The following is a 15,803-nucleotide window of genomic DNA, read 5'->3' on the forward strand; positions in this document are numbered from 1 at the left end:
CATAGAGAGGCGAGGGATCATCATAGATGAGATCGACAAGGTCTCCCTCTTCCTCTCATTATGATTGGAGTGCTGTATGACGGAAAATCTTCAACTCCTTGAACTGGTTGAAAAGGACCAGCTGGACGAAGTGCTGCGCGGTTTTACCCAGATCACGGGGGTTTCGAGTTTCATCATCAGTCCCGAAGGCGAACCAATCAGTGAACAGTACAATTGGACGCATCTGTGTAGTGACTATTGTCGGTCCACGGAGAAGGGAAAGCAGCTCTGTTATAAAAGCGATCGCTACGGGGCAGAGATGTCGGCGAAGCTGAAAAAGCGTGTCAGTTATACCTGCCTGAATGCAGGATTGATCGATTGTACCTCGCCTATCATTGTTGGAAACTATCATATCGCCAGTTTTATGTGCGGCCAAATCCTCTATAAGCCCATCGATGAGGATTGTGCCCGGCGGCATGCCTGTGCGATAGGAATCAAAGATCTTGATGGCTATCTTCAGGCCGTCGGCAGTATTCCGATTATCAGCCCCGAACGGATGGATGCCATTGTCGATTTCCTGCAGGTGATAACCCGGACGATAAGTGAGCTTGCTTGGAATACGTATGTGCATTCCAAACAGACGCGGCGTTACCTGGATCGGATCATCAATATGGTTAGTGATGGAATTGTCTCGATTGATACGCACGGACGAATTTCCATGGCAAATGATGCCGTCGGTTACATGACGGGCTTTAACAAGCATGAGATCATTGGTCAGGACTTTTCCGAATTTCTCGGTGATGATGATTCCCTGTCGACCTATGAAAAGATGCTTTCCACCGTCAGGGAAAAAGGACATGGCAGGGCGGCAATACAACTTGCCACTGCCTCAGATAAAAAAATCCCCGTCCAGGTCTCCTTTGATAAGGATAAAGAGCAGCAGGCCCACCTTGCCTGTGTGGCGGTATTACGGGATGTTTCTCAGGAGTTTGCCATTGAGCAGTTGAAGGAAGATCTCATCGGTATGATGACGCATGACCTGAAAAACCCTGTTTTTTCCATCCAGAAGGCGATGCAGCTTTTATCCTCCGGTGTTCTCGGGACCCTGAATCCCGAACAGGATGAGGTGGTAAGGCTTTCTCTTGGTACGACACAACAGCTTTCGCGAATGGTCATGGATTATCTTGATATCTATCAGCATGAAAACGGCGAACTGCGGCTTCGTAAGGAGATCTTGGATATGCGAACGATACTCAGGCAGAGTATCGATCAGATCGAATTAATTGCGCAGGAGAAGGAAGTCGCTATTGTGTACAATCCGCCGACGGGGGCGTTAAATTTTATGGGCGACCGTTTGCGTCTTATTCGCATATGTCTGAACCTATTGGAAAATGCCATAAAATTCAGTCCTTTCGGCGGAACGATTCACATAGAGACTCGCTATGTTTCTCTCCGTGATTGTCCCTATCTTTCGGAATGCCTGCTTGATCGGAAAAAGGATGAACAACACTACGTCTTGACGGAAATTAGCGACCAGGGGCCCGGTATTAAAAAGGGTGCCGAATACGCCATTTTTGATAAATTTTCTACTTCCAGATGCCGGGATTCCTGCATCCCGGGAGGGGGGGGGCTTGGGCTTGCCTTCTGCAAACTGGCGGTAACGGCACATCATGGTGTGATCGGGGTTGCTTCGCCTGTCTGTTCGGATCGGAAAGGAGAGCTCTACGGAAGCCGTTTCTACTTTCTTCTCCCTGCCGATACGAAGATCAAATTTCAAACGGCGGGTATCGAACTATAGCAGGACAATAAGAGGCGTATCAGAAAGGGGAAGGGTATGGAAGGAGAAAATCAATCAACAATTTTTATCTGCGATGACCATCCTCTCTTTCGTTGCGGTCTGCGTTTAAGTCTGAAGCAGCTGTCGAATTTTGAGGTCGTCGGTGAGGCGGAGAACGGCTTTGACGCGGTGGAACGTATCATTGCTTGTAAGCCGGATATGGCATTGGTCGATGTCGATATGCCGGGGCTCTCCGGAATCAGTGCCATCAAGGTTCTTCGCAAGGCCCTGCCGAAGTTGAGAATTCTTGTATTGTCGGCACTCGAGGATGATCACTATGTCCGTGATGCCATGGCTGCCGGTGCCGACGGCTACCTCCTTAAGTGTGTTGATATCGATGCCTTGGTTCAGATTATCGGCAGCCTCTGTAAAGGGATTCCCGCGGTTTCTCCCTACTTACTGAATCTGACCATTGATGATCTTTCTGGTGCAAAGGATTCCGCTTCTTCTCTGACCACAAGAGAGAAGGATGTTTTACGATGTATACTGGAAGGAAAAGAGAATAAAGAGATAGCGGATGAGCTTTTCATCAGCTGCGAGACGGTGAAGAGTCATATAAAACACATTTTCAGCAAGTTGGAGGTGACCAACCGGGTCCAGGCCGTTCAGGTTGCCGCAGAAAAAAAGATTCTTAACTCTTAGTATAGTCAATTAATTACTGCAGAGACCATATCCTCTTAAAATCCCCCTTTTGGGGGATAATCTTCCCCCCTTTTGCGCGATTTACCGCTGTTAGTACCCCATCTATAGTGTAGACAGATATGTAGGGAAACAAGGGAGGTGCGGAAATTATGGTTAAGGTCGACGAAGAGGGCGGCGCCAGAAGGATAACGCTTCACATAAACGATGATGAGCACCATTTGGTCGTCGAACCCCAAGAGACCCTGCGTGAGGTTTTGCACGACAGGATCGGCTTAACAGGAACGAAGGAGATGTGCGATAGAGGTGCCTGCGGCTCCTGTACCGTAATCATGGACGGCAGACCGGTGCTTTCCTGCATGACGCTGGCGATTGAATGCGAGGGACACCGGATTGAAACCATCGAACAGATCAACAAAATGGGGCACCCGTTGGTACAGGCGTATGCCGACAACCATGCAATGCAGTGCGGCTATTGTACGCCGGGTTTTGTGGTAACGGCGAAGGCCTTGTTGGACCGAAATGCAAATCCGTCGAAGGAAGAGATTATTTCGGCTCTGGAGGGCAACATCTGCAGATGCGGAACATATCCGGCACATGTAAGAGCGGTGCAGGACGCAGCCAAAAGATTACAGGAGAAGGAGGCAGTCTGAAATGTCCGACGAACCGAAAATCATGGAATATGAGCCCCAGGTTCATGACAGATACATCCCGGAATCCTTTGAGTTTCTTGGAAAACGGGGCATAGCGCGAATGGACGGCAGGGAAAAAGCGGGCGGTACGGCTCAATACACCCGTGATGTGAGCCTGCCCGGCATGCTCTATTGCAAGATCATGATGTCGCCTTATGCGAATGCCGTTATCAAGAGTCTCGATACATCAAAGGCTGAGGCCTTGCCCGGAGTACGTGCGATCTTACGTTTCGATGACCCGGAATTGCAGAACAAGGCGCTGCTCGGGACGAATACGAAGTTTAATGCGGGCCACCTCGCTTCTGACGGGCAGGCCTTTTACAAAGGCAAGGAAGAACTTGCCGTTACCCAGGAACAGTGGATGCAGGGGGGGGGCCGGGTCCTTGACGGCTTTGCATGGTGGGAAGGTGCCCATTCGGGTGTCGCCGTCGCCGCCGAAAGCCTTCAAATAGCAGAAGAGGCTATCAATCTGGTGGAGGTTGAATGGGAAGAGCGGGATGTGGTTCTCAATCCCATAGAGGCCCTTAAACCCGGTGCTCCTCCCGCTGCTCCGGAGCTGAACGACAAAAACAACATCCTCAGAAAGGTACGCATCGAGCACGGGGATGTGGAGAAAGGCTTCCAGGAAGCGGATAAAGTTATCGAATTCAGCATCAAGCGGAACCCCTATTCGGTAGCCGACGCCGAACCCATGAGTGATGTCATCCTCTGGAGGGGAGACAACATGGAGATTTGGGCCCATCAGCAGCAAGCCTATGACGGGAAGTGCCTGCTGAGCGCGGTAACGGGCGTTCCTCTCAATAAGATAAAACTCCATGTCCCGTATCAGGGCTGCCACTTCGGCGGAGGCGGAAACCCCATGATGCACCATACCCACGGGGTGCATGTGGTCAGCGCCATCCTGTCGAAGCGCACAGGGCGGCCGGTCAAAACCCTCTACAATCGACGGGACAATTTTTATTCCCTTTCTCAGGATGCGGATTCCAATGCCCACTTCAAGGTCGGTTTTACGAATGACGGAACCATCACTGCGGTCAAGATCGATAATATTGTGGCGAAGATGGGACAGTACGGTATCGATCATTTTGAAGACAACACCCGTATTCCTAACCTGCTTCTTAACTACGTAGAGGCCCAAACAAATGTTGCACCGGCCTGGTGGTTCCGCTGCGAGCAGAACCACAACTGTTTCTGCTTTAGTGCGGTCTTCGCTCACGTTGCTGAAGCAACGGGCCTGGATCCGACGGTCGTTGCCCTGAAGAACGATGGTGTAGGCGGCAAGGACATGAAGTATCTTTCCAAATTCAAGAAAGAACACGGATTTCCGGATCGGGACAGCCTCGCCGAAATCATTAAGAAGGGTAAAGCGGCCATAGAGTGGGACAAGAAGTGGCATGAACCTGGAAACAAGATGCTGCCGAATGGAAAGCTGCACGGCATCGGTTTTACCTGGGACCATGAATGGGACGATAACAGAGGATCTGCAAGTGCCGGCCTCATCATGCATTGTGACGGTACGGTGGACATTCTGGCACAAAAGTCGGACGACGGCGTCAATCCCATGACTACCCACTGTGAGATCGTTGCAGAGGAGCTCGGGCTGAAACTGGAAGATGTGAACTGGCGCTTTTTTGAAGAGACCGGTTTCCAGATGATGACCCCGGACGGTTCCTGCAACTTGTGTACCGACGCATATGTGAGCTGCAACATGGCAAGGAAAGCCAAGAAGAAACTCCTCGAATATGCCACAACGCCCATCAAACTTATTGAAATTGAATATCCACCTGCGTTTCCCAACCGAAAACCGGAAGAACTTGACGTCAAGGACAGTATGGTTTTTGTAAAGGCTGATCCGAGTATCAGTGTACCTGTAGCGGAAGTGGTCAAACGGACCGTATTGAATCAGGCCGGTAGTCGGGCTCCGCTCTTTGAGTGGGCCTATCACCGCCAGGGCCGCTATGGTTGTGAAGAGGGACGGCACCGCCTATGTCGGCAGGGATATTTTTCAGAGGTTGAGGTCGATCCAGAAACGGGTGAAGTGGATATCAAGAAAATCGTCAATATCAACGACGTAGGCAAGGCCCTAAGTCCCGACACCTGCGAAGGCCAGCAATACGGTGGTGCATATATGGGAGCAGGTCGAGGCATGGCGGAAGAGGTTGTGTACGACCCGAAGACCGGTGTCAAACTGAATGGTAATTTGATCGACTACAAGGTTTGGACATTTCGCGATATCGAAGCCACGGAAAACATTCTTGTAGAGACCGGAATGGGCTACGGCCCCTATGGATTGGTCGGTATAGGAGAGGATTGTGCTACTGTCGTTCCTTTTGTAATCGGGAATGCGATCCATAACGCTATTGGGGAATGGGTCGATGAACATCCGATGACGCCGAATAAGGTCATCAAAGCAATCCAAAAAGCCAAAGAAAAGGGGGTCTTCTAACATGGTACGGTTCAAACATTTTGACGCTTCAACAGTAGAAGAAGCGGTTGAGCTCCTCTACAGGTTCGAAGGCAAGGCAAAAGTGATAGCAGGCGGTACGGATATCGTCGGCTTTTACAAAGACAATATCCTACCGACACCCTACGAGGCGTTGATCAATATCAAGACCATTCCGGGGCTCGAGGAGATAAAGGAAGAGGATGGGTTTTTACGAATCGGAACTCTGGTTAGGCTTGAAGATATCGCACACAATACAGCGATCCAGGAGAACTATACCGCGCTGGCTCTTGCCGCACGGCATGCGGCCTCTCCCCACATCCGAGAGATGGGGACTATCGGCGGAAATGTCTGCCAGAATTCGCGGTGCTGGTATTTCAGAACCCCGAATAACCGTTTTTCCTGTGCCAGAAAGGGTGGAGATGAGTGCTTTGCTTCAGAAGGAGATAATCGCTATCACTCGATTTTTGGCGATGTAAAGGATTGTCTGGCGGTGAATCCGAGCGATACGCTTCCTGCACTGATTGCCCTCGGGACAAAGATCGTAACCTCCAAGCGGACCCTTGATATCACAGAGATGTTCCCGGAAAAGGATCCGACGAGAATGCATATTCTCGATCCGGATGAGATTATTACCGAATTTCAGATTCCGGCCCCTGCTGCCGGAATGAAGAGTTCATGGAAAAAGTTTGCTATTCGTAAGTCCATCGATTTCCCGATTGTCAACTGTGCAGCCGCCGTTACCATAGCGGACGGCAAGGTTGAGGATGCGATGCTTTGCCTTAATGCTGTTTACTACAAACCCTACGTTCCTGCGAGGGCAGTTGCCTATCTTAAGGGAAAGGTCCTGGACGAAGAAGTCGCCGAAACAACGGGAGAGGCGGCCGTTTGGGGGGCAAAGCCTCTGGCCATGAACGAGTACAAAATTCAGATTGCAAAAGGTCTTATTAAACAGACCCTGTTGGCCTGCAGATAGCCGGTTCATGAGGTCCGGCCGGTGTCGGCCGGGCCGTTTCGATGTAATAACGCCCAAGGAGGAAGCCCTGTGTCGACATTGTGGAATACCCGGTATGAAGAATTAACTGAATTTATAAAAGAAAAGCCGCAGGTCGTTATAAAGGAGGACAGCGTCAGCATCGATGAGGCTGTACGGCAGGATTTTTATAAAAAGTTCAACAACACGCGGAGCTCCTTCCTCGCCGAATACTATTCAGATTGGTTGGATGAGGCCCAGTTTCTCAGCACAAAATATAGCAGGGTCGAAGGAGTGCTACGGCAACGACTTCAGCTGGAATCTATTCTCATGCCTGTTTCTTTACGACGATTTCTTTCCGACCCGATAAACGAGGTTACCAGGGAGCTGTTTGATCCTCTTTTTGAATTACTTCAGGAAAAAATCGAACCGGAGGAGTTCGAGATAGAGGCGCATGAAAATCTTCGTGACTCTTTTCGTAAGCTGTATCAGACAGGGTATATCAATTGGTTTGTTCTCTCGCTTATGGAAAAAATCGAGCCTGAAACCCTTTTTTTCGTGCCCCTTCCCGAGCCTTCATCCAAGCAGATTATTAAACATCGTGATGAGGTCAGAGAGCACGTGCCTACGCCTTCTCCTACACGGACATTGGGATTTGGGGTGGAGCGTCGGGAGATTGTTTCGGTTCCCGATTTCATTGTCCATAGTGCACGTCTCGGTAAGTATGTTGCATTTCGGACAAAACTTGGAAAGGCAATCTGGAAGGCATCATACTACAGCGAAAATCGAAACTGGTTTTCCATCGCCGACATGATTGACTCCTACGGAGTCTCAGAGTTACAGCCGGATCTTTTACTCTACACAGGTGACGATCTTGAGGACCTCTCTCTTGTAGCTGATGCCGAGAAATTTTGTCGCCCGGATATGGCGATTTTCTTTACCGATCAACTGACTGGAGAGAGGTATCGCATAAACAAAAAAATGGATGATGTAAGAATCGACCATAAAATTCTCAAACCAGCTAAAGGGAGTGTTGTCATTGCAAAAGATCATTTGCCTCCTGAGACAATAAAGGATCTGGACCGGCATACGGAAGTAATCCATTTCGGCTTTAATAATCTAAAGTGGGAGACAATGCTGCACCTGCTTGAAGTATGAGAAATCACGGAGGAAACCATGTCTCTTAACATCGTTGTATGTATAAAACAGGTCCCAAACCCCGACTATTTTTCAAAGATCACCCTGGATCCGGAAACCGGGGCGATTAGTCGGAAAAATATTCCCACGATACTGAACCCGGTAGATGAAAACGCCATAGAAGAAGCGCTCAGGCTTCGCGAGCAGTTTTCGGGTAAGGTGACGGCTCTCAGCATGGGGCCGCCCCAGGCAAAGGAGGTCCTCGATTGGGCGTTGACATTGGGAGCCGATGAATCGGTGCTCCTTTGTGATCGGGCCTTTGCCGCAGCCGATTCGCTTGCCACCGCCTATGTTCTGGCCGCAGGTATCAGAAAGATCGGTAATGTCGACATCGTCTTGTGCGGAAACGAATCGGTAGATGGTGCCACCGAGCAGGTGGGACCCCAGGTTGCCGAGTTACTGGATATTCCCCACATCTGTAATGCGACGGATATCTCTTTGCCGAATGGCAGGCAGGCTGTGGTCAGGCGGAATATCGAGTATGGCCATCTGACAATTGAAGGGCGATTGCCGCTCCTTATCACCGTGTCGAGGGAAATAAACCAACCGAGAACGGCCACGGCCGAAGGTATCCTTACCTTGATGGATAAAGTGTCGCGAACATGGGGGCTAAGGGTCATTGAGGTGGACAAAGAGGCCATCGGTCTCTCTGGTTCTCCGACGCGGGTAGGAAAGAGCTATGAGCAGAAACTCGAACGGGAGCGAATGATTCTTACTGGTTCCGTGGATGAGATGGTCGCAGCCGCCATCAAAAAGCTCAAGGCCGAGGCGCTTGTTTAGAAAAGGGAGCGAAAGCATGAATGCAATACACGAGGTGTGGATCTGGGCGGAACAACGAGATGGAAGGCTGATGGAAGTTTCTCTTGAGATTCTTGGAAAGGCCTCCGAGCTTGCAGAAGCGATAGGAGGGGGTACTGCCGCGATACTCATTGGTGACGAGCTTTCGCCCTTGGCCCGGGAGTTGCTCGCCTATGGTGCGGATAAAGTCTATCTTTTCAGCGATCCCCGACTTACCTATTATCAAAGCGATGCATACACAAGGCTCATTAGCGATCTCCTTGAGAAACAGCGGCCGGAAATCTTGCTTTTGGGTGGTACCACCATTGGGATGGATCTGGCTCCCAGCGTTGCGGCAAGGATAAAGACCGGTTTAACAGCCCATAGCTGCAAACTCGAGATTGATAAAAGCGGAGACAAACCGCTATTGATGGCGGCCGTCCCCGGTTGGGGCGGCGGGATGATTGTCAATATCGCCTGTCCGGAACATCGGCCTCAAATGGTTACGGTGCGGCAGGGCGTGATGGAGAAACCTCCGCGGGATGACCATCATTCCGGAGAACTCATCCCCATGGAGGTACAACTCAACGAACGTGATTTTCGGGTGAAGTGCATCGAAATGGTTGAAACCATTCCGAAGGGGCCGCAAATCGATACCTCGGATGTTGTGGTCGCCGTGGGATACGGCATGAAATGCCAGGGCTCCTTACTGCTCCTGGAGGAGCTGACTGATCTGCTCCACGGTGCCTTAGGCGGTACGCGTCCGGCCCTGGACGAGGGTTGGATCCCCGAATGCAGCATGATCGGGGTAAACGGGAAGGCTATAGGCCCAAAGTTGTTGATTACCGTCGGAACATCGGGTGCAAATCATTATACAGCCGGATTTGTCAAAGCAGGTACGGTAGTGGCCATAAACAGCGATCCGGATGCGCCGATATTCGATGTCTGCGATATCGGTATTGTCGGAGACGCTTTGGAGGTGATTCCTGCGATGGTAAAGGCCTTGAAGGCCCTGTAGCCAAGAAGGCGATTACCGCCTGGGAGGATAGGTTTTCAGATGAAACAAGATGCCATTTTGATTACAAGTCTGGATAATGTTGCCACCGCTTTGCGGGATATGGAAGCGGGGCAGGCCTGCCATTTCCTGAAAGGAGAACAGGCGGTGAGTGTGGTTGTACAAGATGCCATTGTCTATGGCCATAAATTTGCCGTTGTGGATATTCTCAAGGGAGCCGACATCATAAAGTACGGCGAGGTAATGGGGCGGGCCACCGCAGACATTCCCCGGGGAGCCCATGCTCATGTCCAGAATATCGAAAGCCTTCGCGGTCGCGGTGATCTGAAACATAAGGGAGGTACATGAGATGGATTTCCTCGGATATGCACGAAAGGATGGCGGCGTGGGAACTCGAAACGATGTAGGAATCCTTTCAACGGTGATTTGTGCGAATGAGGTGGCGGAAAGAATCGCTCGGCAGGTCTCCGGAACAACATCCTTTTTGCATCATCAGGGATGCTGCCAGACCCCCGTTGATATTAATAGAGTCACCGATGTCCTTATCGGATTGGGGAAGAACCCCAATCTGGCGGCAGTTTTGTTGGTCAGTCTTGGTTGCGAAAGTACAAACGTCGGCCGGGTTGCAAAGTCCATTGCGGCAACGGGCAAGCCTGTTGAAATCGTTACAATCCAGGAAGGGGGCGGGGCAGCCAAGGCTGTCGCAAAAGGAATTCTACTGGCCCAAGCTATGGTAACGGCGGCAAGCGAGCTAAAACGGGAACTCTTTCCCATCTGTAAACTGGTGCTTGGTCTCAAATGCGGCAGTTCCGATACCACATCGGGGCTCTCTTCAAACCCGGTTGTTGGAATCCTTTCCGATCTCATTGTAAAAGCAGGAGGCACATCCATTTTGGGCGAGGTAACCGAATTTATCGGTGCCGAACACCTTTTGGCGCGTCATGCAAAGGATCAAGAGACTGCCGATGCAATTTTCTCCCTGGTGAACCAGATGGAAAACCGTGCCATGCAGATGGGCTTTGATATCCGGGGAGGTCAGCCAACCGGTGGAAATATCAAGGGTGGGCTCACGACCATCGAAGAAAAGTCTTTGGGAGCCATCGCCAAGGCGGGATCTGCAAAAATTCAGGCGGTGTATGAATATGGTGTTCGTCCCGATGTCGAAGGTTTGGTCGTCATGAACTCTCCCGGACGGGAACCGGAACTTCTCACCGGTTTGGCGGCGGCGGGAGCTACCCTTATCACATTTACAACGGGACGGGGGGCACCTCAGGGGTTTCCCTTCGTCCCTGTGATCAAGGTGACCGGAAACGAAAAGACCTGGGATAACCTGAAAGACCACATGGATTTCAACGTCTCCTCGGTGATAGACGGCAGCGAGAGCCTTGCGGATGCAGGAAACCGCCTCCTTGATGAGGTGGTTCGGGTCGCTTCCGGCAAGAAGACAAAGGCGGAAATATCGGGTTACACTAGTTCCATGGACATTTATATGGTGGGGCCGGTTATATAGCCGAACCTCCTTTTATCCGACGAGACGCTTCGCCATGTTCACCCAGTCGGTTATGTTGGATGGATTCCCTCCGAGGGTATGGTTGTCTTTCATGATGATCTCGACAACGTTGTTGTCCCGCGATATTTCCAGCTTCCTTTTGAGTTCTTTTTCTGCCGATTCCATGTCCATCTCAGACTGGGCCAAAGGGGTGGGTGAGGGTTTCATGGAATAGATGTACTTTTTCTGTAAAAGCTCACTCATTTTTTCCGGATCGGCCCAGGGAGAAACCGAAACGCGTCTGAGATTTCTTGCGGCCTTAACAATATGGAATCGGGGGTCCATGCCTTCACAGCACCCGTAGCAGGTAAGCCCGAAGCGCTCCATGATCTCTTTCTGATACGGGAAGATAAACTCGGCGAACATATCCGGAGAGATCCCTACGGTGATCTGACTCTCTGCCAATCCCCACATCGTAGAGAGTTTCGCCGGTTCAATGGACGGCAGTTCATCGGTATATCCGAGTCCGCCGGAACCGATAAATGTATAATTATTATTGGGATAGAGGAGCCCCCCCTGCTCCAGGAATTCCAGTTTTTTGAGTGTCCCCTGCTGTAGTCGTTTCATTAAGGCGTGAATAGCGTCCGGCCGATCAAAGAAATCAAGCATCATCTTGTCCATTCCCCGCAGCTGAGCGAACTCGTCGGTCATGCCAAAGGACCAGAACCATACGGTTCTGTTTTGTATTTTCAGAAAGGCGCCCATGATCTTTTCGGCAAGCTCCAGTAGCCTTTCCGTGGTGCCGTAATCCACGACGATTTCCGGATCCAAGAGGTTATCGATTTCATCATAGGAATCCATGATGGATTCGATGTGGTAGGCTCCCCCGTCCAGTTGCGTGGTAAAGGCATGACTCTTTTCTTCCTTGCCGCGGATTCTCCAGGGTGTTTCCGTATACACGTGGGGAAGATCAAAGACCGGTTCGACAACATAATCGTCGTTCATCTCGTCTCCCCAGAAGATTTGCTTTCGTAACGTAAGCTCCCAATGCCGAGCAATATCGTTTCGGCAGACCAGGCTTTCCTCCGGAATGATCTCATGCCAGCCGTTTTCAGGATCGGCAAAAATCATGGGGCGTTCATTATCCAAGCGGTTATGTCGGCTCCAGAGCCTCTTCCTCTCTTCCATTTCCGGCCTTTCCGCAATCTCCCTGACCCGTACCGCAAGGTGAGCCAGACACTCCTTGTCCTGAGTGCTCATATGTAAATCACTGTAATCGCAGTCCGTATAATCGACACGCACATTTAAGATGACGATACATGATCTTCTCCTTATCGTGTTTGTATTATTTTACACTTATAAATAATTTTTATCGTGTACGTACACGATACGGTATCATAGTTTATGAAAAAGTCAAGAGATGTGCGGAAGATCTTTTATTGATATGTGACAACATCATGATATCATGGCAATGATGTTCCTATGAGAAGAGGATTCCATTGAAGAAGCTAACAGTTAAGGATATTGCCCGACTATGTGGTGTTTCTATCGGTAGTGTCGACCGGGCATTGCATAATCGAAGCGGTATAAACGCAGATACACGGGCACGTATCCTGCAGGTTTGTGAACAACAGGGATTTCGGATAAACCGTTTTGCCCAATCGCTTTCCCGGCAGCAGTATCGGCTGGCGGCTATCATCCCAGAGAAGGGGGATGAATTCTATCGGATCGTTGAACAGGGGCTTCGAACTGCGGCGGAAGAGCTGAAAGATCTTAATGTTCACCTTGAGATCACAAAGACGAAAAAACTGGGCTATGAGGAAGAGAATGCATGGATGGAAACCTATCTTGCAGAAGGGTTCCATGGTGTTGCCGTCTGTGCCGGGCACATAAGTCGCCTTAATGTGGTTATTGATAAATTAGTGAGTTCAGGCGTTCCTGTCGTCACCATGGCTACCGATGCTCCGGAAAGTAAGCGGACCGCGACGGTTGCTGTTCCTCCGCAGAAGACCGGAGCAATTGTAGCATCCTACATGGGGCGATTCATTCACACTCCCGGAACAGTATGTGTCCTGACCGGAAGCAATCAGATAATGGACCATGCGTACAAGGCCGAAGGCTTTAAAGCTGCAATTAACCGTTACTGGCCACAGCTCAGGCTGGGAGAAATCCTGGAGACCGATGAAGATCCCTGCAGATTGAAGGCTGCGGTGAAAACACTCTGGGAGCGATATCCTGATTTGAAGGGTTTGTATTTGGTGACCTACGGCGGCCACTTTTGCGGAGAGGCAATGGAAGAGCTTGGAATTCAGAAGAAGGTCACCTTTATCGCAACCGACATCTATCGTCGTCTATGGCCCTATCTGGAGCGGGGAACTATCGACATGCTGGTTCATCAGAATCCTTTTCGGCAGGGCTATGAAGCCGTACAGCTTCTTTTTGACGGTCTTACCGGTAAGGAACAAGATCGAAAAGCATATAGGGTTTTTCCCGAATTCGTTATCAAAGAAACCCTGGAATTCTATCAATAAGCTTTTTACATCGTATAAAATTTATCGACTCCGAGGATTGCCGCACCCTTGAGGGTAGGAACGGATTGTCCGTCGCTGAATAGCAAAGCTGTTTGACGTGTTAGGCGGGGAAGGGAGAGTTCCCATACTCGCTTATCGATTCCCTTTTCCATGTAGCGACATTTTGAGGCGTATTCGCCCTCGATCAAGATGATTTCGGGATCGAAGAACATAATAATATTGGAGATTGCAATCGCAAACCAATTAATAACCTCGTCCAAAACGATTCTGGCCAGAGAATCACCTTCGTCGGCAGCATCGAAAACGGAAAGCAGACCCAACCCTTTACCTTCTTTAGCCAATGTGGAGCCCGGGTAATGCTCCAGCAAAGTGCGTACCCTGGTGAGTACTCTTTTTTCCGATATTTGCTGCTCGAAACAGCCGGAACTTCCACAGGCACAAAGTTCTGTCTCCTGCGGATTAATCAGGCTGTGTCCTATCTCACCGGAGAGAAAATGCTTACCCGCATAAATTTTCCCTCCGATGAGGATTCCTGAAGTGACCCCATGCCAGCCTGCGTCGATCAGCACAACGGTATCGTAGTTTTTTGCAAGACCAATCTTGCTCTCCCCATACGCCTTATAGCGTATCCAGTTGTCAAGATAGATGGGACAGTCCAAACCAAGCACGGGGGTAAGCTGTTCTTTTAGATTATTGTAGGTTCCCCAGGATGGGAAATAGGTTGAATGGATGCAGATGCCGCTTTCCGAGTCCACATTACCGTGAATTGCCACCATGCAAGCCAGGACTGTGGATTGCCTCTCCTCTGGCCTGCTGTTCCTTTCAATCAATATCTTCATTTTTTTTGCGATTTCCGGGAAGACCTCGTTTTCCCGTATGGATATTTCGTCTTTTTTCAGGCTTTTATAGGTAAGATCAGAGAGACGAAAATGAATTCGATCATATTTTATATGAAGCGAAATGATGAGCTTATTCTGAGCGTTGAAACGGTACAGCGAAGGCTTCTTTCCCCCTTCGTCCGTTGAAGAGCCCTTACCCGCAGCAACGATAATCCCCTCTTGCAGAAGATCCTCGTTAATTTTCATGACGGTCGTACGGCTCAGGTGGATTTTTTGTGCAATTGATGAGACCGATAGCATCTCTTTGCTGCGATACAACTCAACAATCAGTTTTTTGTTCTTTGATCGAATATTCTTGGGCTTGTTTCCATGCTCAGTCGTCTTCATGTGTGGAAGAGTAGGATGTTTTCTTCCGAAAGTCAAGGTTAATAGATAATAAAGTATTGATACAAAGTATCGAAATAAAGTTGACAAACAAAAAAACTATGATACCCTATTCCCATGGGGATGAAAAAATTTACAAAAGCTATAAAGGAGAACATATGACTCACGCTAACAGGCTTGGCCTTAACAGAATTATACAACCGGGTCTCTCTGTTACGGAATTCATCAAATTTGCCGCCGATTGTGATTGTACCGGCATTGAGCTGAGAAACGACCTGAAAGACAGCCGGGTTCTCGGTGGTGAACGTGCTGCCGATATCATTGCCGCCTGTCACGGCTTGGGGGGCGATATACTTACCATCAATGCCTTACAGCGGTTTAATGATCCCGTTTTATTTGAACAGAAGAAGGAGGAACTGCTGCTTTTGATGGCAGAGGCGGAAAAGGTCGGATGTAAGAATATCGTTCTTTGTCCGGTAAATGATCCGAAGGATGCTCGGGGAACGGAACAGCAACGAGAGGATTTCGTGCAGGCACTAAAAACATATGGACCGCTTTTTGAAAAGAAAAATATGGTGGGTTTGATCGAGCCTTTGGGTTTCCCTATCTGCAGTGTTCGATATAAGCAAGAAGCCGTCGCAGCAATTCAAAATAGCGGCTTCGATGCCCTCTACCGCATTGTGCACGACACCTTTCATCATTTTCTTTCCGAAGAAAAACAGGTTTTTCCTGAATGGACGGGCATGGTCCATATTTCAGGTGTATATGCCGGTAAGGAAAAAGATGCAATCACCGATGATGATCGTGTCTTGGTGGATGAACAGGACATAATGGATAACAAGAACCAGATTGCGCGGCTGCTTGACGGCGGTTGTGATTCCCCGATTTCCTTTGAACCCTTCTCTTCTTCTGTTCAGAAGCTTGGATTATCAGAGCTGAAGCAGAAGCTTACAAAAAGTATTCATTACATCTTCAATACATAATATTTCGTTCGGGAAAATAGTTTGC

General features: G+C 49.6%; 14 protein-coding genes. 12 read left to right on the forward strand and 2 right to left on the reverse strand.

All coding sequences use genetic code 11. From position 1 onward, the window contains the following. Nucleotides 1-76 precede the first annotated feature (76 nt). The 10 genes from F459_RS0111615 (at nt 77) to F459_RS0111660 (ending at nt 11,062) form a co-directional block, all read left to right on the forward strand. Nucleotides 77-1,777 (forward strand): PocR ligand-binding domain-containing protein, encoded by a 1,701-nt coding sequence (locus tag F459_RS0111615; RefSeq protein WP_020612892.1) that lies wholly within the window; start codon nt 77-79, stop codon nt 1,775-1,777. A gap of 36 nt (nt 1,778-1,813) precedes the next feature. After that, nucleotides 1,814-2,458 (forward strand): response regulator, encoded by a 645-nt coding sequence (locus tag F459_RS0111620; RefSeq protein WP_020612893.1) that lies wholly within the window; start codon nt 1,814-1,816, stop codon nt 2,456-2,458. A 149-nt stretch (nt 2,459-2,607) separates the two neighbouring features. Next, nucleotides 2,608-3,108, forward strand: coding sequence for a (2Fe-2S)-binding protein (locus F459_RS0111625; protein ID WP_013253698.1), 501 nt, complete (start codon nt 2,608-2,610; stop codon nt 3,106-3,108). A 1-nt stretch (nt 3,109) separates the two neighbouring features. Beyond that, nucleotides 3,110-5,593, forward strand: coding sequence for a xanthine dehydrogenase family protein molybdopterin-binding subunit (locus F459_RS0111630; RefSeq protein ID WP_020612894.1), 2,484 nt, complete (start codon nt 3,110-3,112; stop codon nt 5,591-5,593). Nucleotide 5,594: 1 nt separating this feature from the next. After that, complete coding sequence (locus tag F459_RS0111635) at nt 5,595-6,566, forward strand: FAD binding domain-containing protein (RefSeq protein WP_020612895.1); 972 nt, start codon at nt 5,595-5,597, stop codon at nt 6,564-6,566. 69 nt (nt 6,567-6,635) lie between these two features. Next, nucleotides 6,636-7,721 carry a hypothetical protein gene (locus F459_RS0111640; RefSeq protein WP_020612896.1) on the forward strand — a complete coding sequence of 362 codons (1,086 nt, stop codon included), beginning with the start codon at nt 6,636-6,638 and terminating at the stop codon, nt 7,719-7,721. A gap of 18 nt (nt 7,722-7,739) precedes the next feature. After that, complete coding sequence (locus F459_RS0111645; protein WP_020612897.1) at nt 7,740-8,540, forward strand: electron transfer flavoprotein subunit beta/FixA family protein; 801 nt, start codon at nt 7,740-7,742, stop codon at nt 8,538-8,540. A 16-nt stretch (nt 8,541-8,556) separates the two neighbouring features. Next, nucleotides 8,557-9,555: an electron transfer flavoprotein subunit alpha/FixB family protein gene (locus F459_RS0111650; protein WP_020612898.1), complete on the forward strand. Its 999-nt coding sequence runs from the start codon at nt 8,557-8,559 to the stop codon at nt 9,553-9,555. 39 nt (nt 9,556-9,594) lie between these two features. After that, the gene (locus F459_RS0111655) at nt 9,595-9,900 is read left to right on the forward strand and encodes a UxaA family hydrolase (protein ID WP_020612899.1); all 306 of its coding nucleotides are present in this window, start codon (nt 9,595-9,597) and stop codon (nt 9,898-9,900) included. A 1-nt stretch (nt 9,901) separates the two neighbouring features. Beyond that, complete coding sequence (locus tag F459_RS0111660; protein WP_020612900.1) at nt 9,902-11,062, forward strand: UxaA family hydrolase; 1,161 nt, start codon at nt 9,902-9,904, stop codon at nt 11,060-11,062. Between the two features lie 12 nt (nt 11,063-11,074). On the opposite strand, the gene F459_RS0111665 is transcribed toward F459_RS0111660, so the two are convergent. Then, nucleotides 11,075-12,301 (reverse strand): uroporphyrinogen decarboxylase/cobalamine-independent methonine synthase family protein, encoded by a 1,227-nt coding sequence (locus tag F459_RS0111665; RefSeq protein ID WP_051086172.1) that lies wholly within the window; start codon nt 12,299-12,301, stop codon nt 11,075-11,077. A gap of 239 nt (nt 12,302-12,540) precedes the next feature. Here F459_RS0111665 and F459_RS0111670 point away from each other — a divergent pair, with 239 nt between their 5' ends. Further along, nucleotides 12,541-13,572 (forward strand): LacI family DNA-binding transcriptional regulator, encoded by a 1,032-nt coding sequence (locus F459_RS0111670; RefSeq protein ID WP_020612902.1) that lies wholly within the window; start codon nt 12,541-12,543, stop codon nt 13,570-13,572. A 5-nt stretch (nt 13,573-13,577) separates the two neighbouring features. Here F459_RS0111670 and F459_RS0111675 read toward each other — a convergent pair whose 3' ends face one another. After that, complete coding sequence (locus tag F459_RS0111675) at nt 13,578-14,798, reverse strand: ROK family protein (RefSeq protein ID WP_020612903.1); 1,221 nt, start codon at nt 14,796-14,798, stop codon at nt 13,578-13,580. Between the two features lie 155 nt (nt 14,799-14,953). Between F459_RS0111675 and F459_RS0111680 the strand changes: the two genes are divergently transcribed. Next, nucleotides 14,954-15,778, forward strand: a complete 825-nt coding sequence (locus tag F459_RS0111680) for a TIM barrel protein (RefSeq protein ID WP_020612904.1) — start codon at nt 14,954-14,956, stop codon at nt 15,776-15,778. Nucleotides 15,779-15,803 lie beyond the last annotated feature (25 nt).

The organism is Sediminispirochaeta bajacaliforniensis DSM 16054, from assembly GCF_000378205.1.
Classification (GTDB): Bacteria; Spirochaetota; Spirochaetia; order DSM-16054; family Sediminispirochaetaceae; genus Sediminispirochaeta; species Sediminispirochaeta bajacaliforniensis.